The sequence below is a fragment of the Micromonospora sp. CNZ286 genome (assembly GCF_014207755.1).
The window spans coordinates 6,306,579-6,326,302 of the sequence record NZ_JACHIZ010000001.1; the positions used below are offsets into that span (position 1 = coordinate 6,306,579).

General features: G+C 72.4%; 23 protein-coding genes. 5 read left to right on the plus strand and 18 right to left on the minus strand.

The genetic code is table 11. The features are described from left to right. Positions 1-14 precede the first annotated feature (14 nt). The 4 genes from FHX31_RS28190 to FHX31_RS28205 all read right to left on the minus strand — a co-directional run bounded on the left by FHX31_RS28190 (position 15) and on the right by FHX31_RS28205 (position 3,654). A complete protein-coding gene (locus FHX31_RS28190) occupies positions 15-1,271 on the minus strand; it encodes a COG1361 family protein (RefSeq protein ID WP_013473552.1) in 1,257 nt (418 codons plus the stop codon). Between the two features lie 433 nt (positions 1,272-1,704). After that, the gene (mqnC, locus tag FHX31_RS28195; protein WP_013283595.1) at positions 1,705-2,895 is read right to left on the minus strand and encodes a cyclic dehypoxanthinyl futalosine synthase; all 1,191 of its coding nucleotides are present in this window, start codon (positions 2,893-2,895) and stop codon (positions 1,705-1,707) included. A 73-nt stretch (positions 2,896-2,968) separates the two neighbouring features. Further along, complete coding sequence (locus tag FHX31_RS28200) at positions 2,969-3,379, minus strand: type II toxin-antitoxin system VapC family toxin (protein WP_013473551.1); 411 nt, start codon at positions 3,377-3,379, stop codon at positions 2,969-2,971. Continuing rightward, positions 3,376-3,654, minus strand: coding sequence for a type II toxin-antitoxin system Phd/YefM family antitoxin (locus tag FHX31_RS28205; RefSeq protein WP_013283593.1), 279 nt, complete (start codon positions 3,652-3,654; stop codon positions 3,376-3,378). The genes FHX31_RS28200 and FHX31_RS28205 overlap by 4 nt, the downstream gene beginning before the upstream one ends. Positions 3,655-3,758: 104 nt before the next feature. Between FHX31_RS28205 and FHX31_RS28210 the strand changes: the two genes are divergently transcribed. After that, complete coding sequence (locus FHX31_RS28210; protein ID WP_240638500.1) at positions 3,759-4,409, plus strand: hypothetical protein; 651 nt, start codon at positions 3,759-3,761, stop codon at positions 4,407-4,409. 12 nt (positions 4,410-4,421) lie between these two features. On the opposite strand, the gene paaE is transcribed toward FHX31_RS28210, so the two are convergent. Genes paaE through paaA form a run of 5 tightly spaced genes read right to left on the minus strand, consistent with a single transcriptional unit; the run spans position 4,422 to position 8,130 of the window. Then, a complete protein-coding gene (paaE, locus tag FHX31_RS28215; protein WP_114919291.1) occupies positions 4,422-5,534 on the minus strand; it encodes a 1,2-phenylacetyl-CoA epoxidase subunit PaaE in 1,113 nt (370 codons plus the stop codon). After that, on the minus strand, positions 5,531-6,007 hold the full coding sequence (gene paaD, locus FHX31_RS28220) for a 1,2-phenylacetyl-CoA epoxidase subunit PaaD (protein WP_013283590.1): 477 nt from the start codon (positions 6,005-6,007) through the stop codon (positions 5,531-5,533). The genes paaE and paaD overlap by 4 nt, the downstream gene beginning before the upstream one ends. A gap of 55 nt (positions 6,008-6,062) precedes the next feature. Then, a complete protein-coding gene (paaC, locus tag FHX31_RS28225; protein WP_013283589.1) occupies positions 6,063-6,785 on the minus strand; it encodes a 1,2-phenylacetyl-CoA epoxidase subunit PaaC in 723 nt (240 codons plus the stop codon). Beyond that, positions 6,782-7,069, minus strand: a complete 288-nt coding sequence (gene paaB, locus FHX31_RS28230; RefSeq protein ID WP_184977474.1) for a 1,2-phenylacetyl-CoA epoxidase subunit PaaB — start codon at positions 7,067-7,069, stop codon at positions 6,782-6,784. The genes paaC and paaB overlap by 4 nt, the downstream gene beginning before the upstream one ends. Next, a complete protein-coding gene (gene paaA, locus FHX31_RS28235; protein ID WP_013283587.1) occupies positions 7,066-8,130 on the minus strand; it encodes a 1,2-phenylacetyl-CoA epoxidase subunit PaaA in 1,065 nt (354 codons plus the stop codon). The genes paaB and paaA overlap by 4 nt, the downstream gene beginning before the upstream one ends. A 359-nt stretch (positions 8,131-8,489) precedes the next feature. On the opposite strand from paaA, the gene FHX31_RS28240 reads away from it, so the two are divergent. Together FHX31_RS28240 and FHX31_RS28245 are read left to right on the plus strand one after the other, a co-directional pair. After that, positions 8,490-9,470 carry a serine hydrolase gene (locus tag FHX31_RS28240; RefSeq protein ID WP_013473547.1) on the plus strand — a complete coding sequence of 327 codons (981 nt, stop codon included), beginning with the start codon at positions 8,490-8,492 and terminating at the stop codon, positions 9,468-9,470. Next, on the plus strand, positions 9,470-10,405 hold the full coding sequence (locus FHX31_RS28245) for a hypothetical protein (RefSeq protein ID WP_013283585.1): 936 nt from the start codon (positions 9,470-9,472) through the stop codon (positions 10,403-10,405). Before FHX31_RS28240 ends, FHX31_RS28245 begins: the two co-directional genes overlap by 1 nt. 67 nt (positions 10,406-10,472) lie before the next feature. Here the strand turns inward: FHX31_RS28245 and FHX31_RS28250 are convergent, their stop codons facing one another. The 5 genes from FHX31_RS28250 to FHX31_RS28270 form a co-directional block, all read right to left on the minus strand. Beyond that, positions 10,473-11,324: a menaquinone biosynthetic enzyme MqnA/MqnD family protein gene (locus tag FHX31_RS28250; protein WP_013283584.1), complete on the minus strand. Its 852-nt coding sequence runs from the start codon at positions 11,322-11,324 to the stop codon at positions 10,473-10,475. A gap of 136 nt (positions 11,325-11,460) precedes the next feature. Beyond that, positions 11,461-12,717: an MFS transporter gene (locus FHX31_RS28255; protein ID WP_013473546.1), complete on the minus strand. Its 1,257-nt coding sequence runs from the start codon at positions 12,715-12,717 to the stop codon at positions 11,461-11,463. Positions 12,718-12,758: 41 nt separating this feature from the next. Further along, positions 12,759-13,340: an ArsR/SmtB family transcription factor gene (locus FHX31_RS28260; protein ID WP_013473545.1), complete on the minus strand. Its 582-nt coding sequence runs from the start codon at positions 13,338-13,340 to the stop codon at positions 12,759-12,761. A 55-nt stretch (positions 13,341-13,395) separates the two neighbouring features. Beyond that, complete coding sequence (locus tag FHX31_RS28265; protein ID WP_030273570.1) at positions 13,396-13,716, minus strand: helix-turn-helix domain-containing protein; 321 nt, start codon at positions 13,714-13,716, stop codon at positions 13,396-13,398. Next, the gene (locus tag FHX31_RS28270; protein ID WP_013473543.1) at positions 13,713-14,084 is read right to left on the minus strand and encodes a type II toxin-antitoxin system RelE/ParE family toxin; all 372 of its coding nucleotides are present in this window, start codon (positions 14,082-14,084) and stop codon (positions 13,713-13,715) included. Before FHX31_RS28270 ends, FHX31_RS28265 begins: the two co-directional genes overlap by 4 nt. A 222-nt stretch (positions 14,085-14,306) precedes the next feature. Between FHX31_RS28270 and FHX31_RS28275 the strand changes: the two genes are divergently transcribed. Next, positions 14,307-16,352 (plus strand): HelD family protein, encoded by a 2,046-nt coding sequence (locus tag FHX31_RS28275; RefSeq protein ID WP_013283581.1) that lies wholly within the window; start codon positions 14,307-14,309, stop codon positions 16,350-16,352. Between the two features lie 104 nt (positions 16,353-16,456). Here FHX31_RS28275 and FHX31_RS28280 read toward each other — a convergent pair whose 3' ends face one another. The 4 genes from FHX31_RS28280 to FHX31_RS28295 are packed head-to-tail and all read right to left on the minus strand — an operon-like array spanning position 16,457 to position 18,680. Next, entirely contained in the window at positions 16,457-17,056 is a 600-nt protein-coding gene (locus FHX31_RS28280; protein WP_184977475.1) for a hypothetical protein, read from the minus strand. 4 nt (positions 17,057-17,060) lie between these two features. Continuing rightward, positions 17,061-17,414 carry a YbaB/EbfC family nucleoid-associated protein gene (locus tag FHX31_RS28285; protein WP_013283579.1) on the minus strand — a complete coding sequence of 118 codons (354 nt, stop codon included), beginning with the start codon at positions 17,412-17,414 and terminating at the stop codon, positions 17,061-17,063. Positions 17,415-17,423: 9 nt separating this feature from the next. Next, entirely contained in the window at positions 17,424-18,350 is a 927-nt protein-coding gene (locus FHX31_RS28290; RefSeq protein WP_013283578.1) for a WXG100 family type VII secretion target, read from the minus strand. A gap of 9 nt (positions 18,351-18,359) precedes the next feature. Beyond that, on the minus strand, positions 18,360-18,680 hold the full coding sequence (locus tag FHX31_RS28295) for a type VII secretion target (RefSeq protein ID WP_013283577.1): 321 nt from the start codon (positions 18,678-18,680) through the stop codon (positions 18,360-18,362). A gap of 149 nt (positions 18,681-18,829) precedes the next feature. Between FHX31_RS28295 and FHX31_RS28300 the strand changes: the two genes are divergently transcribed. Beyond that, complete coding sequence (locus FHX31_RS28300) at positions 18,830-19,717, plus strand: ABC transporter ATP-binding protein (RefSeq protein WP_013283576.1); 888 nt, start codon at positions 18,830-18,832, stop codon at positions 19,715-19,717. The last annotated feature ends 7 nt before the right edge of the window (positions 19,718-19,724 follow it).

Genomic DNA, 19,724 nt, shown 5'->3' on the forward strand with positions numbered 1-19,724 from the left:
TATCGGTTCCCCGGTCAGTCGCCGGTGCGCTCCTCGCCCGGAGCGACAAGGACCACCTTGCGGCGGCGGGACAGCATCATCAGCGCCGCGCCGGCGGCGAGCACGGCCGCGCCGACGCCGCCGATCAGGCCGACCTGCATACCGGTCACCGGCAGGCCACCGTCGCCGCTACCGCCACCCGCGCCACCACCGGCGGTCGGGGTCGGCACCGCCGTCGCGTCGCCGGTCGGCGTCGGCTGGGCGGTCGGCGTCGAGGTCGGCTGGGTGGTCGGCGTCGGGCTCGGGGTCGACGGGCTCTGGTCGACGAAGACGTCGAACACCGCGCTGTTGTCACCGTCGTCGGTCTCGGCGAACGCGCGCCGCTGCGCCGAGCTGGCGACCCGCGGCTCCTCCTCGGGCGCACCCGAGGCCGCGTCCAGGCCCTCGGCCCAGAGGATGCCGGGCCGGAGCAGCTTCTCGGTCACGTCCGCGCCGACAGTCACCCGGACGTCGGCGGTGTAGTACTGGCCGGGCTTGAGCACCGCGCCCAGGTCCTCGCAGTACGCGTTGAGGAAACCACCCAGGTTCTGCTCGACGCAGCCGTCGGGCAGCTTCGCGAAGGTGACACCGGCCGGCAGCGCGATCCCGTACTTGATGCCGGTGGCGCGCTTGCTGCCGTCGTTGAACACGGCCCAGTCCAGCGGCGCGGTCCCGCCCGGCCGGACCGGGCGCAGGCCGGACTCGTCGGCGTCGTCGCCGTCCACGCGCACGTCGGCGTACACGTCCTGGACCCAGGTCGTGAGGTCGTAGCCCGGCTCGGTGACGGTGATGTCGTGGTCGATCGTGTCCAGCACTCCGGCGCCGTTCGCCGCGCTGATCGAGACCGTGAGCGTGCCGGCCGCGCCCTTGCCGCCGGTGGAGAACAGCGGGAGACCGAAGTCCTCAGTGGTGCCGGCGGGCAGGTCACCGAGCAGGCAGGAGAAGGTGGTGCCACGGATGTCGCAGCCGGCCGGGACCAGCACGCCGACCTTGGCGGTCTTGAGGCCCTTCGTCTCGACGGTGACCCGGACGTCCTTCGCGTCGACGGTCCCCAGGGTGTTGTTCACCTGGAACTTGAACGGCTTGGCCTTCGCCTCGCTGACGCCCTTGGCGAGCTGGTAGCTGAGCGGGATGAGCTGGAGGTCGGCCTTGTCGGCGGCCTGTGCCGGGCCGGCGGCGGCGCCGAGACCGGCGGTGGAGAGCAGGGCCACGACGCCGGCGCGGGCCAGCGTGGACCGGTAGCGGAAGGTCATTGTTCCCCCGGGGGTAGGGACACGTGATCACGTACCGAACGAACGGACGGTACCGGAGCGACGCCTCGTCACGCCACCGCGCAGCGGTGGGAATTCCCATCGATCCCGGCAGACAGCAGGGGCGGGATGGTCACCCATCCCGCCCCTGCCGCGGTGCGTTATGTGAACGGCCCTCATGGGCCGATGGAGGACGACGGTCCGACGGACGCCGCCAGCGTAATGGCGTCGTCGGCTCACCGGGCCGTGCTCACCCGGGTCGCCGCCGACCTGTTACCTGCCTGCTCGCGGCCCGGATCGGTGGTGTCGCGCGGGCAGGCTAGCCGCCGGTGATCACGCAGGTGAAGACCCCCGGCCGAAGCTTCACCGGAAACGGGCGGAGCTCCGGCCGCACGACGGACACCGACCGGCCGAACGGCGGAACGGCGGAACCGGGTCAGTTGACCTCGACCAGCGGCAGCGACTTCCCGGCACCGCCGCCGGGCAGGGCGATCGACGAGAAGTGCGAGACGACGCGGTCGTCGCTCGGGTCGTCGGCGGGCGTGTGGTGCACCGCGAGCCGGTTGTAGAGCGTGTCCCGCTGGGCCGGGATCCGGTCGGCCGACCGGATCATGCCGATCAGCTCGTGCAGGTTGGACCGGTGCCGGGCGCCGGCCGAGGAGATGACGTTCTCCTCCAGCATGATCGAGCCGAGATCGTCCACGCCCATGTGCAACGCGAGCTGCCCGACGTCCTTGCCGGTGGTCAGCCAGGACGCCTGGAGGTGCGGCACCGTCTCGAAGAACAGGCGGGCCACCGCGACCAGGCGCAGATATTCCAGCGTGGTCGCCTGGGTGCGGCCCTTCAGGTGGTTGTTCTCCGGCTGGTACGTCCACGGGATGAAGGCCCGGAAACCACCGGTACGGTCCTGCACGTCGCGGATCATCCGCAGGTGCTCGATGCGCTCGGCGTTCGTCTCGCCGGTGCCCATCATCATGGTGGCCGTCGACTCCAGGCCCTGCCGGTGCGCCAGCTCCATGACCTCCAGCCAGCGCGCGCCGGACTCCTTCAGCGGCGCGATCGCCTTACGCGGCCGGTCCGGCAGCATCTCGGCGCCGGCGCCGGCGATCGAGTCCAGGCCGGCGGTCTTGATCCGGGCGATGGCCTCGTCCAGGCTCACGCCGGAGACCTTCGCCATGTGCAGGATCTCGCTCGGGCCGATCGAGTGGATGGCGAGCTGCGGGTACGCCTTCTTGACGGAGGAGAACAACTCCTCGTAGTACTCGACGCCGTAGTCCGGGTGGTGCCCGCCCTGGAGCATGACCTGGGTGGCGCCCAGCTCGACCGCCTCGCCGCAGCGGCGCAGGATCTCCTCGGTCGGGTGGGTCCACCCCTCCTTGTGCTTGGGTGCCCGGTAGAACGCGCAGAACTTGCACGCCGTCACGCAGACGTTCGTGTAGTTGATGTTGCGGTCGATCAGGTACGTGACGATGTTGTCCGGGTAGCGGCGCCGCCGTACCGCGTCGGCCGCCTCGCCCAGCGCGTGGAAGGGCGCGTCGGTGTAGAGCAGCAGCGCCTCCTCGGGCGTGATCCGCCCGCCGTCCGCGCCGCGTTGCAGGATGTCGTCGATCTCCCGGTTCGCCGTCACATCCCCGAGCGTACGTCGCGGGCCCGACGGCGGGAAACGCCACTCCTCACCCGGTGACGAGAGACCCACCCGGTCAGGGCATGCCCGGACTGGCCACTGGCAGCCCGATCGCCTTGGCCGCCTCCAGCAGCCGCTCGTCGTACGTGACGAACGCGACGAACTCGGCCGCCGCCTGCCGGGCCAGGATCTCGGCGGTGGCGAGGTGAACGGCGTCCAGGCTGCGCAGCATCGGCTCCGGATACGCGCCCGCTGTCGCCCGGACCGTGGCGTCGATCTCGACCCGGTAGAGACGTCCCAGCACCGAGGGCACACCCACCAGCGCCTGTGGAGCGGCGCGACGCAACGCCCGTGGCACCTCCACCTCGACCAGGGCCGACGACACCAAGGCGGTGCCGGCGCGCTCGTTCAGCCAGCCGAGCAGATCCGCCGTCTCCGCCTCCCGCCGCAGCATCTTGATGACCGCCGCCGAGTCGAGGTAGATCACCAGCGCTCCTCGTCGCGCGCCTCGACCAGCGCGGCCGCCGCGTCCACCGTGGGATCCCCGAGCACCGGCGGCATCGGGACCGGGCCGGTCGTGGTCGGGGCCGTGGCCCGGCCCTCGGCCACCAACCGGCCGAGAAGCGCGTCACCGGCCAGCACCGGGACGAGGCGGGCGATCGGCTCACCCCGATCGGTCACCTCGACCGTCTCACCGGCGCGCACCCGCGCCAGCACCCGGCTGGTGTGCTGATTCAGCTCCCGGACGGCGATCTGCTCCATGAGGCAAGTGTAGGACGTAACGTTCTACGCGTCACGGACGGCGGTCGACTCGAAACGCCACTGCGGGAAGCGGAGCGCTGGCGCCGCCCGCCTACGCTCTCGGCGTGCCAGTCGTATCGCCGCCGCCCACCCCCGTACGCGTGGCCGGCGCCCGCTCCGCCCTCTGGTCCCTCACCATGACCGCCGTGCTCGTCGGCTTCGGCCTCGCCGTGATCGCGGTCAGCGCGGTGGTCGCCCACCTCACCGTGGGACTGCCGATCGCGGTGCCGATCTCCGTCGCTCTGGTCGGGTGCCTCGCCTTCGCGGTCGGCCTGCGCCTGCTGCACCGGGGCTGGTGGCTGACCCTGCTGTCGGTGCTGCCTGCGCTGTTCGTGCTGGTGGGCACCGTGCAGCTCGCCCCGGAGTCGGTGCTTCGGGAGCGTGGCGTCGCCCAGCAGGTGACCATCACCGACGTGCAGACCGTCGGCAAGCGGCACGAGTTCGTCCTCCAGGGCGGCACCGGCCGGCTCGACGAGCCGCTGGTCTACCGGGGCAGTTCCCCCGGCTACCGGGTCGGCCAGCGACTGACAGTGCTCGTCGACCCGCGGGGCGAGGTGGAACTGGCCGACGCGCAGGACGTGGACCCGGCCGGTAAGCGGGGCATGCTCGTGCTCGGCGCGGCGGGATGGACCCTGCTCGCGCTGGTCGGCGGGTGGCGCGGGCACGTCAGCCGGGCCCGTGGCCGCGCCGCCACGGCACCGCCCGTGGTGTTCTGACCGGCGGCGCCGCTAGGCGTCGTAGTCGACAGTGAGTTCGTCGGTGACCGGGCTGGACTGGCAGGTCAGCACGTAACCGGCTGCCACCTCGTCGGGCTCCAGCGCGTAGTTGCGCGCCATCGTCACCTCACCGGACGTCACCTTGGCCCGGCAGGTCGAGCACACCCCGCCCTTGCAGGCGTACGGCAACTCGCCGCGCACCCGCAGGGCCGCGTCGAGCACCCGCTCGTCCCGGCCCATCGTGAAACTGGACGAGCGTCCGTCCAGCAGGATCGTCACCTCGGTGCCGGTCCCGGGCCGGTCGGTCTCGCGCCGCACCGGCTCCGGCGGAGCGTCGACGTGGAACAGCTCGGTGTGCACCGCCGCGTCCGGCACGCCGCGACCCGCGAGCACCGCCTTGGCGTCCACCACCATGCCGTACGGGCCGCAGAGGAACCACTCCTCGATCTCGTCACCGGGTACGACGGTGTCGAGCAGCCGGGTCAGCCGGTCGGCGTCGATCCGCCCGGACAGCAGCGCCGACTCGCCCATCTCCCGGGACAGCACGTGCACCAGGTGCAGCCGGGTCGGGTAGCGGTCCTTCAGGTCGGCCAGTTCCTCGGCGAACATCACCGAGTTCGCCGTGCGGTTGCCGTACACGAGCGTGAACGTGCTGCGCGGCTCGGTCGCCAGCGCGGTCGCGGCCAGCCCGAGGACCGGGGTGATGCCGGAACCGGCGACCACCGCGCCGTACCGGCGGGCCCGGTCCGGGGTGAACGCGGAGGTGAAGTGGCCCAGCGGCGGCAGCACCTCGACGGTGTCGCCGCCGCGCAGCGCGCCGCAGGCGTACGCGGAGAACGCCCCACCCGGAACCTCACGCACCCCGACCCGCAACCGGCCGTGCCGGGCCAGCTCGTCGGGGGTGGAGCAGATCGAGTACGACCGCCGCACCTCCTCGCCGTCGCCGTCGGCCGGGCGGCGGACGGTGAGGTGCTGCCCGGCGGAGAACGCGAAGGTCTCGCGCAGCTCCTCCGGTACCGCGAACGTGATCGACACCGAGTCGTCGGTGAGCCGGTCCACGGAGGCGACGGGCAGCGGATGGAAGACCGGCCGGCGGCGCACCGGCCGGGTGATGGTGACAGTCACAGCGCCTTCAGGTGGTCGAAGGGTTCGGAACAGGAGCGGCAGCGCCACAGCGCCTTGCACGCGGTGGAGCCGAAGCGGCTGATCTGGGTGGTCTCCGGCGACCCGCAGCGCGGACAGCGTACGGCGAGGGTCAGCGGCACCACCGTGTCGTCGCCGCGCGGCGCGGGCGGGGCGATGCCGGCGGCGGCGAGCTTGGCCCGGCCGGCCTCGGAGATCCAGTCGGTGCTCCACGCCGGGTGGTAGACGGTGCGGACCTCGGCGTCCGGGTGCCCGGCGGCGGCCAGCGCCCGGCGGATGTCCTCCCGGATCACGTCCATGGCCGGGCAGCCGGTGTAGGTGGGGGTGATGGTGACGACGACCCGGCCGGTGTCCGGTTCCTCGTCGACAGCGCGCAGGATGCCCAGCTCGTCGATGGTGATGACGCGGATCTCCGGGTCCACCACCGCCGCCGCGGCCGCCCTGGCGTCGGTCACCAGCGCCACCCTCCGTTCGCGACTGCGGGGCTCCGCTCCGCTGCACTCCTCGCGCTCACCAGCTCGCTCCGGGGTGGGCGCGGTGCAGCACCTGCATCTCGGCGAGCAGGTAGGAGAGGTGCTCGGTGTGCAGGCCGTCCCGGCCGCCACCGGGCGCCCAGCCCGTCTCCGGCCGGATCAGCGTGGCCTCGTCCAGCACGGCGGACACGGTGGCGTCGAAGTCGGCCCGAAGGGTGGACGGGTCGACCGGCGCCGCCGGGTCCGGGGCGAACAGCTCGTGGACGTACGGCCACACCTGGTCGACCGCGTCCTGCATGCGCCGGTGCGACTCCTCGGTGCCGTCGCCGAGCCGCTTCACCCACAGCGAGGCGTGGTCCAGGTGGTACGCCGACTCCTTGCGCGCCTTCGCCCCGACCGCGGCCAGCCGCTCGTCAGCGCAGCCGGCCAGCGCCGTGTAGAGCGGCGACTGGTACGCGGCCAGGAAGAACAGCTTCGCCATGGTCACACCGAAGTCGCCGTTCGGCAGCTCGACCAGCAGGCAGTTGCGGAACTCGCGGTCGTCGCGCAGGTAGGCCAGGTCGTCCTCGTCGCGGCCCGCGCCCTCCAGCTCGCCCGCGTACGTGAGCAGCAGCCGCGCCGCGCCGAGCTGGTCCAGGGCGATGTTGGCGAGGGCGATGTCCTCCTCCATCTCGGGCGCGCGGGAGGTCCACTCACCGAGGCGCTGCGCAGCGATGAGCGCGTCGTCGCCGACGGCCAGCGTGAAGTCGAACAGGCTCATAGGTGCGCAGCCCCTTCGGGGACCTCGTAGAACGTCGGGTGGCGGTAGACCTTGTCGGCGGCCGGGTCGAAGAACGCGTCCTTCTCGTCCGGGCTGGACGCGGTGATCGCGCTCGCCGGCACCACCCAGATGGAGACGCCCTCCTGGCGGCGGGTGTAGAGATCCCGGGCGTTGCGCAGGGCCAGCTCGGCGTCGGGGGCGTGCAGGCTGCCGACGTGCGTGTGGGACAGGCCACGGCGGGCCCGCACGAAGACCTCCCACAGGGGAGAGGACGCGCTGCTCATGCCGCTACCGCCTTTCGTTCCGCCCGCTTCGCGGCGTACGCCGCGGCGGCCTCCCGTACCCACGCGCCGTCGGCGTGCGCCTTGCGCCGGTGCGCCATGCGCTCCCGGTTGCACGGCCCGTTGCCCTTGATCACCCGCATCAGCTCGTCGTAGTCGGGCTGGGTGTAGTCGTACGCCTGCCGCTCGTCGTTCCAGCGCAGGTCCGGGTCAGGGAGGGTGAGGCCGAGCACCTCCGCCTGGCCGACGCACATGTCGACGAAGCGCTGGCGCAGCTCGTCGTTGGAGAAACGCTTGATCTTCCAGGCCATGGACTGGGCGCTGTGCGTCGAGTCGCCGTCCGGCGGGCCGAACATGGCCAGTGACGGGTACCACCAGCGGTCCACCGCGTCCTGGGCCATCGCCTTCTGCGCCGGGGTGCCGTGCGCCAGCGTGTGCAGGATCTCGTAACCCTGCCGCTGGTGGAACGACTCCTCCTTGCAGACCCGGATCATCGCCCGGGCGTACGGGCCGTAGGAGCAGCGGCACAGCGGCACCTGGTTGACGATCGCCGCGCCGTCCACGAGCCAGCCGATCGCACCCACGTCGGCCCAGGTCAGGGTCGGGTAGTTGAAGATCGAGCTGTACTTCTGCCGGCCGTCGAGCAGCAGATCCACCAGCTCGTCGCGGCTGATCCCGAGCGTCTCGGCGGCCGCGTAGAGGTAGAGGCCGTGACCGGCCTCGTCCTGCACCTTGGCCAGCAGGATCGCCTTGCGCTTGAGCGAGGGCGCCCGGCTGATCCAGTTGCCCTCCGGCTGCATACCGATGATCTCGGAGTGGGCGTGCTGGGCGATCTGCCGGATCAGCGTCCTGCGGTACGCCTCGGGCATCCAGTCGCGGGGTTCGATCTTCTGGTCCGCGTTGATGACGTCGGCGAAGTACGCCTCGACGTCCTCGTCCGGGGCCGGACCACCGCGCCGGGCGCGCGCCGCCGCCTCGCGCAGCGCCGCCTCCGCCGCCTCCACCTCGCCGAGCAGGCCGCCGCCCGGAGCGTCCTCCGGCGGGGCGAAGTCGTTGCCATACATGCAGCCAGTGTTACAGCTCGCCACGAATGACACCAGAGGGTGTAACAGGTTTCGAGGGCCACCTCGCGTCACCGGACGTGCGCACGCCGCCATCGGCCCTGGTGGCTGTGATGTCGATCACTGCGAATCGCAGAAATCCCCCAAGAGCGGCAAAGCAGCTCAATATCCCGCCCACCCGGCAAAGTCACGGGTGTCGAGACCTGGCATCCGCGCTGTCCGGAAGTAGACTTCCGACCGGCAAACCGTTCGGCTTCATGATCGTCACCGTTCAGGCCACCGTCCCCCGGCCTAGTGGCGACCGGGCCGAACCCATGCGGAAGCGCCGGTCCCCCCGGCCAGACATCTGGAGCTCACCACTCATGCGACCTCGCGTGACCTTGGTGCTCGCCATCGTGGCGGTCCTCATCGGCGGCGTCATGCTGGTGCCGGCCGCGTACGCGAAGCTCTCCGGCGGAGACGGCGCGGGCGGCCTCGGCGGCGGCGAGCAGGTCCCGGCGCCGGCACCGACCGCGCCGGCGCCCCCGACGCTCGCCGACGCCCCGGTGTCGGTGAACTTCAAGGGTGAGTTCTTCTCCTGGGCCCTGATGGACCGCGAGACCGGCACTGTCACCGGCGCGAAGAACATGAACCAGACCAGCTCCACCGAGTCGATGCTCAAGGCCTGGATCATCGCGGACTACCTTCGCCAGCTCGGCGACAAGCAGCCGAGCGCCGGGCTCAAGAAGGCGGCGATCCTGGCGATCCGGGACAGCGACGACGACGGCGCGAACGCGGTGTACCGGGCGGCGGGCGGTTCCTACAAGCCCCAGCCGGGCGGCCGGCCCGACCCGGTCATCGCGCGGGCGATCCAGATCTGCGGCCTGACCGACACCAGGCCCGGCAGCGTGCCCGACTACAAGGGCTGGTGGAGCTTCACCGAGATGTCCCCCCGGGACGCGGCCCGCCTCGGCGACTGCATCGCCGACGGCCGCGCCGCCGGCCCCAAGTGGACCAAGTGGCTGCTCAGCGAGATGACCAAGGTGGCCGGCAGCGTCAGCAAGCAGGGCGCGCGGTCCGGCGGCGGCCGGTGGGGCATCATCGACGGCCTGCCGGCGACGATCAAGTCGCAGGGCCCGGTGCACATGAAGAACGGCTGGACGCAGCTCGCCTACGACGGCAACTGGCACGTCAGCTGCCTGGCGTTCACCGACAAGTGGAGTCTCTCCGTGATGATGCGGTACCCGGGCAGCTCCGGTCTGCCGTACGGTGCGAAGATGTGCGCCGCCGTCGCCACCCAGCTCGTGGCGCCGCAGCCCGGCGCCGCGCTCAAGGTGCCGCAACAGCCGGTCGGGAAGCTCTGATGGCCGGTGCCCGGCGTCGGCCCGGCAGCTACCGGCGCCCGCTCGCGTTCAGCGCCCTGGCTGCGGCCCTCGTCGGCCTGCTCGGCCTCTCCCTGCGTGTGATCCCCGGCTCCCCGCTGGAGGCCACCGCGAACTCGCATCCCGAGCCGACGAGCGAACGGTCCACGCAGCAGTCCGTCGACCGCAACGCGCCGCGTGTCGCCCCCTCACCGTCGATCGCCCCGCTGCCGTTCCAGGCGAAGAACCTGGACAGCCTCAAGATCAAGGGCTGGTACGCCTGGTCCGTCCTGGACAAGCGCACCGGGAAGATCATCGGCTCGGCGAACATGGGCGAGACGAGCACCACCGCGTCCCTGATCAAGTCCTGGGTGGTGGCCGACTACCTGCGCCTGAGCGCCGCGGAAGGCCGGACGCCGAGCGACGCGAAGCTGGCCGACGCCACGAAGATCATCCGGGACAGCGACAACACCCGGGCGCAGGAGTTCTACGAGAACGTCGGCGGCTCGGACTCGATCGAGCGGCTGATCTCGATCTGCAGGCTGACCGACAGCGAGGTCGCCTCCGACGGCGGCTGGAGCCGCACCGAGCTGTCCCCTCGGGACACCGCGCGCCTCGGTCTCTGCATCGACGACGGTCGGGCGGCCGGGCCGAAGTGGACCAAGTGGCTGCTCAACGAGATGCGCCAGGTACGCGCCCCCGGCGACTTCGGCATCCGCAAGGCGTTCCCGGCGGCCCAGCAGAAGAAGATCGCCATCAAGAACGGGTGGATCGACCGGGACAAGGAAGAGGAGTACCACGTCAACTGCCTGGCCATCGGCGACACCTGGACGATGGGCGTGATGCTGCGCACCCCGTTCGGCGTCGAAGGCGGCTGGGAGTACGGCATGGACGCCTGCGAACGGATCACCAAGGCGCTGCTGCGCCCCGCGACCTGACCCAGGCACGCCCGGCCTGACTCCGCGCGGCCGGCCCTCGCGCGGCCCGCGCGGCCATCCCTCTCGGTCAGCCCTGGAAGAACTCCGGGCCGCCGGCCGGCAGCGCCGGCACCTCCCCGTGCGCGGCCGCCCGGCGGGCGAACTCGCGCAGCCCGGCCACCTGCCGCTCGCCCAGCGAGAAGTCGAGCGCCCGGAAGTACGTGGCGAGCGTGGCCGCGTCGAACGTCTCCCAGCGGGCCGCCGCCTCCGCCACCTGGTCCAGCTCGGCCAGGCACAGGTCGCGCGAGCGCAGGAACGCCTCGTGCACCTCCTTGACCAGGCCCGGGTGGGCGGCGGCGAACTCGCGGCGTACCGCCCAGACGGCGAACACCATCGGCAGGCCGGTCCAGTCGTGCCACGCCTGCCCCAGGTCGGTCACCTCGAGACCCTTGGCCGGCGCCTCGTAGAGCGCGCGCAGCGCCACGTCGCCGATGAGCACTCCGGCGTCGGCCTCCAGCAGCATCTGGGTCAGGTCCGGCGGGCAGCGGAAGTACTCCGGGCGCACGCCGTGCCGCTCGGCGAGCAGCAACTGGGCCAGCAGCACCCCGGTACGCGAGGTGGAGCCGAGCGCCACCCGGGCGCCGTCCAGCTCGCCCAGCGGGCGGGTGGACACCACGTTCACCGAGAGCACCGGCCCGTCGCTGCCGACCGCCAGGTCGGGCAGGAGCAGCAGGTCGTCGGCGTGCTTGAGGAACTCCACCAGCGTGATCGGGCCGATGTCCAGGTCACCGGCGACCAGGTCGGCGCTTAGCCGGTCCGGCGAGTCCTTGTGCAGGTCGACGTCGATCAGCGCGCCGGACCGCATCAGCCCCCAGTAGATGGGCAGGCAGTTGAGGAACTGGATGTGCCCCACCCGGGGGCGGGCGATGCGGTCGGCCATGACCCGACCGTATCGCCGTGGCTTCCGCCGCGCCGCCGGGGGATCCGATCGAGTGGTGAACTCCGCACCCGGCGGGAAGGAAGGGCCCCTTGTTAACGCCTCCGGTAGAGGAAGGGCCCCTTCTTAACACCAGCGGTCAGACGGACTTCGCCACCACGGAGACGGCGGCAGGCGTGGCCGTACGGGCGGCGGCGCGCTCGGCGCGTACCGCGCGGCGAACCGGCCCGAGCAGCGCCACCACGACCAGCAGGCCGGCCACGCCGCAGCCGGCGATCAGGACGCGCGGGCCGGCCACCTCCAGCAGCAGGCCCCCGACCAGGTAGCCGCCCATCGCCGCCCCCTGCGCCGCCGCTCCGAAGACCGCGAACGCCCGACCCCGGGACGCCTCGGGCACCCGCCGGGCCAGCAGCAACTGGTCGAAGACGTTGTTGCCACCGTTTGCCACGCCGCCCGCCAGCCAGATGGGCACGAGCAGCCAGGCCGAGGGCACCGCGGCCGAGACGAGCACCGCCAGGCAGCAGCCGCCGAGCAGCACCAGCCCGGCCCCGAGCAGCGCGCCGTCGTCGGCGAGCCGGCGGGCGACCCGGGCGAACAGCCACGCGCCGAGCACGATGCCGAGCGTCCAGGAGCCGGTGACCAGGCCGTACACGGTGGTGCTGCTGCCGAGCGTCTCCCGGATGAAGAAGACCTCGATCACGTTCACCGCGCCGACCGCGCCAATCACGGCGGCCACGCTGCCGACCATCACCGTCAGCAGCGGGTCGCGGCGCAGCCGCCACGCGGGCGCGACCGCCGCGGCGACCGCGGCCGGCGTCCGGCGCCCTCCCCTGCGGGTACGGATGAGCAGCCCGGCCGCCACCAGCGCGAGGTAGCTGAACGCGTCGACGAGCAGCGGCACCCGGGTGCCGAACTGCCCGACGAGCAGCCCGGCCAGCGCCGGACCGGCGAGCGCGCCGAGCGTCCCGGCGGTCTGGTTGAGCGCGCCCGCCCGGGGCAGGTCCTCGGGCCGGACCATCACCGGCACCAGCGCGGCGATCGCCGGCTGGGTGACCGCGAGCCCGGTCGCGAGCAGCGCCACGAGTGCGATCACCAGCACCGGATCCCGCGCGTACGCGAGGGCCAGGCAGACCGCGGCCTGCGCGAGACCGGCGGCGACGAGCAGCAGCCGGCTGTCCACCCGGTCGGCGAGCCGGCCGGTCAGCGGCGCGAGCACCACGAGCGGCAACGTCGCGGCGAGCAGCAGCCCGGAGACGGCGAGTCCGCCGGCGCCGGCGGACTGGAGGGCGAGCGTGAGCGTGGCCGCGGCGAGGAAGTCCCCGCAACTGGAGATGCCGCGCGCGGTGGCCGCGAGCCAGACGTCCGGCCAGCGCGACTCGTCAGTTGTGAAGGACATACTTCGAAAGTAATCCTTCACAAATGACGCGCGCAACCCCCTCAGTCGACGGGCATCGCCCGGTACTGCGTCGCCACCGGCCGGACCCCGGCCGGCGGATCGGTCCGGGTCCGCCGCCGGTACGGCTCCATCAGCGCCTGGATCGCCTGGTTCAGCTCGGTCAGCTCCTCGGCGGTCATGAGCAGCATGCTGTCGCTGAACCAGGTCGCCGCGTACCACTCCGGCGACTCGTCCGGCGCGCGGCGCAACCAGTCCCGGACCCGCTGGGCGTCGCGGACCATGTGCGCCTCGACCAGGGCCGCCTCGGCGGCACGCGCCTCCGGGTCGGCGTCCGGCCCCACCTCGACGTGGTACGACGGATTCACCGCCTGCCAGAGCCGCTCCCGGGCGTCACCCCGCCCGGGTGCCTGCTGGACCAGCCCGAACTTCGCCAGCTCGCGCAGGTGATAGCTGGTGGCGCTCGGCGAGAGGCCGGCGATCTCGGCGCATTCGGTGGCCGTCGCACCGCCCTCCAGCGTGCCGAGATGTTCCATGATCGCCATGCGGGCCGGGTGAGCGAGTGCCCGCATCACCTGCGGATCACTGATCGTCACCCGGCTCCGGCCGGGAAGCGCCTCGGTCATGCCTCAATGATCCCGCGTCGGCGGACGCCGGGATCCAGCGGTGGAACCATCGGATTCAGGCGACCTTGAGCTGCTCGTCGCCGAAGTCGGCGATCAACTTGAGGGTGCCGCCGAGCGCACCGATGTAGCGCGCGAGCACCTCCTGGGTCGCGACGTTGCCCGCCTCGATCTGCGAGACCCGGGCGACCGAGACACCCATCCTCGACGCCACCTGCTCCTGCGTCATCTCCCGCCGCTTGCGCAGCTCGGCGAGCCGCCACCCACGCGCCTGATCGAGCATCTCCCCGACCTCGGCCTCGAACGCGCGCGGGCCGCCGGCAGTGTCGATCGCCCGGTCCAGGTGGGTGGTGTCACGCCAGCGCTTGACGCCGCTCATCGGTTCTCCTCCTGCCGTTCCTTCAGGTACGTGTCGTACAGCTGCTCCGCCTCCGGTATGGCTTCGCGGTACCACCGTGTCCACTGCCCGGACTTGTCGCCGGCGACCAGCAGCACCGCTGAGCGCCATGGATCGAAGACGAACAGGATCCTGATCTCGGTGCGCCCCGCCGACGGCGGTCGCAGCTCCTTGAGGTTGCTCAGACGCGAGGCGGTGATGCTGTCGACGAGAGGTCGCCCCTCGGCGGGCCCGTTGCGTTCCAGCACCAGGATGGCCTGGTTGACGAGGCGATGGGAGTCGCGGTCGAGGACGTAGAGCTGATCGAGGAACTCCTCCACCTGCCCTGTCATCAGGATCTCCCACTCCATCCCCCACCTCCGGACTTAATAATATTATTAAGGTGGAGGCCGGGTCGAGCGAAACGCCAGCCATCCCGAAAATCGTTGGCGTGACCGGCCGGTGCTCCCGTAGCGTGGAGGACCGCCCGACGGCCGCGGTGAGCATGCACCGCAGCGGACGTCCCCGCGCCGGGAGCAGGCCAACCGCCCCGGACACGCGAGCGAGCCTCAGTTGAGCCATCGGAGTTCATCGTGCCCGCAACCGACCTTGACGCCACACCGAGCCTCGACGCCGAACTGGCCGCCGAGCGTGCCCACCTCGACGCCTCCCGCGCCGCGCTGACCCGGATGCGGGAACGCGCCGAGGCGCTCTTCTCCACCGGCGACAAGGTGGCCGGAGACTCGTACACAGCCGAGCAACTCGGCCGGCACATGGCCCGGCGGGTCAAGGAGCTGGCCGACGACCCGACCACCCCGCTGTTCTTCGGCCGCCTGGACTTCGGCGGCGACGACCCGGACCACGCCGGGCGGGAGTACCACGTCGGGCGGCGGCACGTCACCGACGAGCTGGGCGAACCGCTGGTGCTGGACTGGCGGGCCCCGGTCTCCCGGTCCTTCTACCGGGCGAGCGCGCGCGACCCGCAGGGTGTCGCCGTACGCCGCCGGTTCGGGTTCAGCGCCGGGACGCTGACCAGCTTCGAGGACGAGCACCTGGACCGGGGCGAGGAACTCGGCACCGCCAGCCGCATCCTCACCGCCGAGATCGAGCGCCCCCGCGTCGGCCCGATGCGCGACATCGTCGCCACCATCCAGCCGGAGCAGGACGAGCTGGTCCGGGCCGATCTGACCGACTCGATCTGCGTGCAGGGTGCTCCCGGCACCGGGAAGACGGCGGTCGGGCTGCACCGCGCCGCGTACCTGCTCTATCTGCACCGGGAACGGCTGCGCCGCTCGGGCGTGCTGATCGTCGGGCCGAACCGGGCGTTCCTGTCGTACATCGCGGCGGTGCTGCCCGCGCTCGGTGAGGTCGAGGTCGAGCAGGCCACAGTGGAGGACCTGGTCGCGCGGGTGCCGGTCCGCGCGGTCGACGACCCGGCCGCCGCCGCGCTCAAGCACGACGTCCGGATGGCCGAGGTGCTGCGCCGGGCCGTCGAGGCCCACATCGGTACGCCGACCGAGCCGATCATGGTGTCGGACGGCTCGTACCGGTGGCGGATCGGGCTGGACCCGCTGCACCGGCTGGTCACCGAGACCCGCGGGGAAGGGCTGCCCTACGCCACCGGCCGGGAGCGGGTCCGGGCGCGGGTGGTGGGGCTGCTGCAACGCCAGGCGGAGGCGCGCCGGGCGGAGTCACCGAGCGACGCCTGGCTGCGCCGGATGAGCCGGATCAAGCCGGTCACCGACCTGCTCGACGCGGTCTGGCCGGCGCTCACCCCGGACGGGCTGGTGCACCGGCTGCGCACCGACGCCGACGCGCTCGCCGCCGCCGCGGACGGTCTGCTCACGCCCGAGGAGCAGGAGCTGTTCCGCTCCGGCAAGATCAGCCGCACCGCGAAGGCGACCCGGTGGACCGCCGCCGACGCGGTACTCATCGACGAGGTGGCCGGGCTGCTGGAACGGCCCGCCGGCTTCGGGCACGTGGTGGTCGACGAGGCGCAGGACCTCTCCCCGATGCAGTGCCGGGCCATCGCCCGGCGCAGCGAGCACGGCTCGATCACGCTGCTCGGCGACCTGGCCCAGGGCACCGCGCCGTGGGCGGCCACCGACTGGCGGGACTCCCTGGCCCACCTGGGCAAGCCGGACGCGGCAGTGGTGCCGCTGAGCGTGGGCTTCCGGGTGCCCGCCGCCGTGGTGGCGTTCGCGAACCGGCTGCTGCCGGCGCTCGCCGTCGACGTACCCCCGGCCCGGTCGCTGCGCAACGACGGCGCGCTCGATGTGCGTACCGCCGAGGACCTGACGGCCGCGACGGTGGCCGAGGTGCGGGCGGCGCTCGCGCACGACGGCTCGGTCGGTGTGATCGCGGCGGACGACGCGGTCGACCGGCTCCGCGCGGCGCTCGCCGACGCGGGCGTCGAGACCGCTACGGCCGACGACGTCGAGGCCGCGGCGCGCGTCACTGTGGTCCCGGCGACGCTGGTCAAGGGCCTGGAGTACGACCACGTGGTGGTCGTCGAGCCGGCTGCGATCGTGGCCGCCGAGCCGCGTGGGCTGCACCGCCTCTACGTGGTGCTGACCCGGGCGGTCTCCCGCCTGGCCGTGCTGCACCGCGAGCCGCTGCCCGCGCCGCTGACCGCCTGACGAGGAGGCCCGGCCGCGCGGACGTGGACGGCCCGGCCGCCCGGACGTGGCCGGCCGACCGCGGTCCTGGACGGCCCGGCCGCCGTCGCGGCGAGTGGGTCCGGTCAGGCGGACAGCGCGGCGGCGACCTCGCGCAGCGGACGGCCGGACTCGGCGATCGGCACGGTGAACGACAACCAGGAGCCGTCGGTGAAGTCGATCCGCAGCCGCTTCGGGTTGAGCCGGTGCCAGCCCACCCGCGCGGAGGCGATCTCGCCGCGCGCGGCCGACCACGCCACGGCGGTCTCGGTCAGAGCGCGTTCCTCGGCCTCGCGCCCGGCGAGCAGCTTGACCCCGCCGGTGCGGCAGACCAGCAAACGCCGCTCGGTGACCGCGAGCAGCGTCTCCCGGACCTGGAGGTCGGGCCGGGGCGGGCGGAGCGCGCGATGTAGGCGGGAGGCGGCGGTGCCGGGGGCGCCGCGTCCGGCGATCCCCCAGCCGATCGCGTCGACCAGGCGGTCGCCGCGGTCCCAGGTGGCCAGTGGCAGCAGCACGTTGAGCAGCACCGAGCCGATCGTCCGCCGGCTCGGCTCGGCAGTGGACTCCGGCTCGAGCGGCGGCGCCGGAGCGAGCCCCTGGCCGACGTCGGCCTTGGCGTGGGCCAGGACACGCTCGCCCGGCTCGACGAGCATGCCGATCCGGTCGCGGTATCTGGTCTCGTCCATCGGCTCAGTATCGGTCGTGGCCGTAGCCGTCGTCGGCGGGGCGCTCCGCACCCGGCGCGTTGCCCATCACCTCGCCGACGATCTCGCGTACGCGGGCGGCGGCGGCCTCCTGCGCCCGGTTCGCCGCCGAGGTGATCTCCTCGGCGAGCGTATACGAGTCGAAGCGCATGGCCCGCGCGTTGATGTCGGTGGAGAGGATCTTGCCGTCGGCCGCGGCCACGACAGTGACCAGGCCGGAGTCGCTCACCCCCTCGGCGCTGCTCTGCTCCAGCTCGGCCATCCGCGCGCCGAGTTCGCGCTGCCACCCGTCCAGGTTGCGGGCCAGCGCCTCGATCCGGTCCAGGGCCGGGAACGTCATTGCTGCCTCTCAGTTCACGATCGAGTCGAACACGTTCTGCACGCCGTTGGTGTACGGGCCGAGATCCTCGCGGTACGTGCCGTCCACCAGGTAATTGCGGTCCTTGCGCCCGTCGGAGACGTCGTGCAGGCCCATCCCGGTGTCGAGCAGGGCACCACCGATGCCCGGGATGTTCACCGGGGACGCCTGATTGATGGCGAACTTGCCGGGGAAGAGGATCGCAGCGCGTTTGATCTTGAACGCGAACGCCTCCCTGGTGTAGCCGGACTTGTTCCACGCCCGGTACGCCTTCTTGGCCTGCCGCAGCTCCAGCACCACCCGGCGGTAGCGCATGAGAAGCTCGGCGACCTTCTCCAGCTTGGTGACCAGCTTGGTGAGGATCTCCGCGAACCGGGCCACGATCTTGACCATGCGGCCGACGGTGGTGGCCAGCCGGGCCAGCACGCGCACCACAGTGGCCGCCAGTGTCACACCGGCGCTCAACACGGCCGCCACGGCGGCGATGATGACCTCGGTCAGGAACCAGAGCAGGAACTCCAGAATCAGCTCGACCAGCAGGTTGAAGGCGTCCACAGCGGCGTTCGCCGCATCGACCAGCACCTCCTTGGTGCCGTCCAGGCCTTTCGCCAGCTCCTCGATCGCCTCCTCGACCGACTCCATCGAGGCGTGGAACTTGTCCGCCGCGTCGCCGTCCCAGGCTCCGCGCAGCCGGGCCCGGTCGGCGACCTGGTCCCCGGCGATCCGCCGGACCGCCTCCCCGGTGGTCAGCGCGAGCTGGGCCGCCCGCATCAGATCGTCCGGCTCACCGGCGACCAGTTCCAGGAGCTGCTCGAACGGCCACAGCACCGCGTTCGACAGCGGCTTGAACGGGTCGGGCGTGCCCGACACGATCTGCTCGAAGTAGGTCTTGTTGCGCTGCAGCGCCTCGGTGCTCATCCCGCCCCCTCAGACGCCCGGCTTGAACATGTCGGTGTTCGCCACATCCGTGCCGGTGTAGGCCTCTGCGGTGTCGTCGAGCCCTTCGGCGATGTCGGCCATCACCTCGGCGCCGTCCGCCAGCCCTTCCAGGCACGCCTCGAACTGCTGCTCGTACGCGGCGGCGAGGCTGAACGACGCGGGCATCACGCCGAAGGAGTGCCGGGCCACGTGGCCGTCTCGGAACGCCCGCTCCAGCTCACGGAACCGGCCGGCCCGGTCCCGGGAGGCGGCGGCGAACGACCTCAGCGCCTCCGGCTGGACGTCGAGATTCCTGCTCGGACTGGTCACGGACCCTCCCCAGTGTCCGGTCGGAACTTCCACCGTCGTCGACGGCGCCACCAGACTAGGGGATGCGAGCACCCGGTCAGGGGACAGCGCGGCTGGCGGGCGCACGGTAGACAGGGGAGGCACAGCCCTTCCGCCCGAGGAGATCGCCGATGATCCTGGCCCAGGCCGAACAGGTCAGCCGCCGCTACGGCGACGTGCTGGCGCTGGACCGGGTCGACCTGACCGTCCGGGCCGGCGAGCTGGTCGGCCTGCTCGGGCCGAACGGCGCCGGCAAGAGCACGCTGATCAACCTGCTGGTCGGGCTGCGCCGCCCCACCGCCGGCCGGGTCGAGCTGTGCGGCGGCGACCCGCGCGACCCGGCGAGCCGGCGGCAGCTCGGGGTCACCCCGCAGGAGACCGGCCTGCCCGGCACGCTGCGGGTCGGCGAGGTGGTCGACTTCGTCTCCGCGCACTTCCCCGACCCGGTGCCGCGGGGCGAGCTGCTCGACCGGTTCGGCCTCGCCGACCAGGTCCGCCGGCAGACCGGCGGCCTCTCCGGCGGGCAGCGTCGCCGGCTCGCCGTGGCGCTGGCGTTCGTCGGCCGTCCCCGGCTGGTGGTGCTCGACGAGCCGACCACCGGCCTCGACGTGGAGGCGCGGCACGCGCTCTGGGACGCGATCCGCGGCTTCCACGCCGACGGTGGCACCGTGCTGCTGAGCAGCCACTACCTGGAGGAGGTGGAGGCGCTCGCGCAGCGGGTGGTGGTGATCGGCCACGGGCGGGTGCTCGCCGACGACTCGGTGGCGGCGATCCGCGGGATCGTCGGCGTACGCCGGGTCAGCCTGGTCGCCGACGACCTGCCGGCTCTGCCGGGCGTGGTCACCACCGAACGCGCCGACGGGCGGGTGCACCTGCTCACCACCGACGCCGACCAGCTCGTCCGCGACCTGGTCACCTCCGGGGTGCCGTTCCACGATCTGGAGGTCCGGCCCACCTCGCTGGAGGAGGCGTTCCTCGCCATCACGGCCGACGACCGGCCCGCGCCCACCCCTGCCTAGGAGACCG

What these genes read in the sequence shown, in the direction of transcription:
- FHX31_RS28190 (WP_013473552.1), bottom strand. Translation starts at nt 1,271, where the DNA reads ATGACCTTCCGCTACCGGTCCACGCTGGCCCGCGCCGGCGTCGTGGCC.
- FHX31_RS28205 (WP_013283593.1), bottom strand. Translation starts at nt 3,654, where the DNA reads ATGGAGCAGATCGCCGTCCGGGAGCTGAATCAGCACACCAGCCGGGTG.
- paaC (WP_013283589.1), bottom strand. Translation starts at nt 6,785, where the DNA reads ATGAGCCTGTTCGACTTCACGCTGGCCGTCGGCGACGACGCGCTCATC.
- paaB (WP_184977474.1), bottom strand. Translation starts at nt 7,069, where the DNA reads ATGAGCAGCGCGTCCTCTCCCCTGTGGGAGGTCTTCGTGCGGGCCCGC.
- paaA (WP_013283587.1), bottom strand. Translation starts at nt 8,130, where the DNA reads ATGTATGGCAACGACTTCGCCCCGCCGGAGGACGCTCCGGGCGGCGGC.
- FHX31_RS28240 (WP_013473547.1), top strand. Translation starts at nt 8,490, where the DNA reads ATGCGACCTCGCGTGACCTTGGTGCTCGCCATCGTGGCGGTCCTCATC.
- FHX31_RS28245 (WP_013283585.1), top strand. Translation starts at nt 9,470, where the DNA reads ATGGCCGGTGCCCGGCGTCGGCCCGGCAGCTACCGGCGCCCGCTCGCG.
- FHX31_RS28250 (WP_013283584.1), bottom strand. Translation starts at nt 11,324, where the DNA reads ATGGCCGACCGCATCGCCCGCCCCCGGGTGGGGCACATCCAGTTCCTC.
- FHX31_RS28255 (WP_013473546.1), bottom strand. Translation starts at nt 12,717, where the DNA reads ATGTCCTTCACAACTGACGAGTCGCGCTGGCCGGACGTCTGGCTCGCG.
- FHX31_RS28260 (WP_013473545.1), bottom strand. Translation starts at nt 13,340, where the DNA reads ATGACCGAGGCGCTTCCCGGCCGGAGCCGGGTGACGATCAGTGATCCG.
- FHX31_RS28265 (WP_030273570.1), bottom strand. Translation starts at nt 13,716, where the DNA reads ATGAGCGGCGTCAAGCGCTGGCGTGACACCACCCACCTGGACCGGGCG.
- FHX31_RS28270 (WP_013473543.1), bottom strand. Translation starts at nt 14,084, where the DNA reads ATGGAGTGGGAGATCCTGATGACAGGGCAGGTGGAGGAGTTCCTCGAT.
- FHX31_RS28280 (WP_184977475.1), bottom strand. Translation starts at nt 17,056, where the DNA reads ATGGACGAGACCAGATACCGCGACCGGATCGGCATGCTCGTCGAGCCG.
- FHX31_RS28285 (WP_013283579.1), bottom strand. Translation starts at nt 17,414, where the DNA reads ATGACGTTCCCGGCCCTGGACCGGATCGAGGCGCTGGCCCGCAACCTG.
- FHX31_RS28290 (WP_013283578.1), bottom strand. Translation starts at nt 18,350, where the DNA reads ATGAGCACCGAGGCGCTGCAGCGCAACAAGACCTACTTCGAGCAGATC.
- FHX31_RS28300 (WP_013283576.1), top strand. Translation starts at nt 18,830, where the DNA reads ATGATCCTGGCCCAGGCCGAACAGGTCAGCCGCCGCTACGGCGACGTG.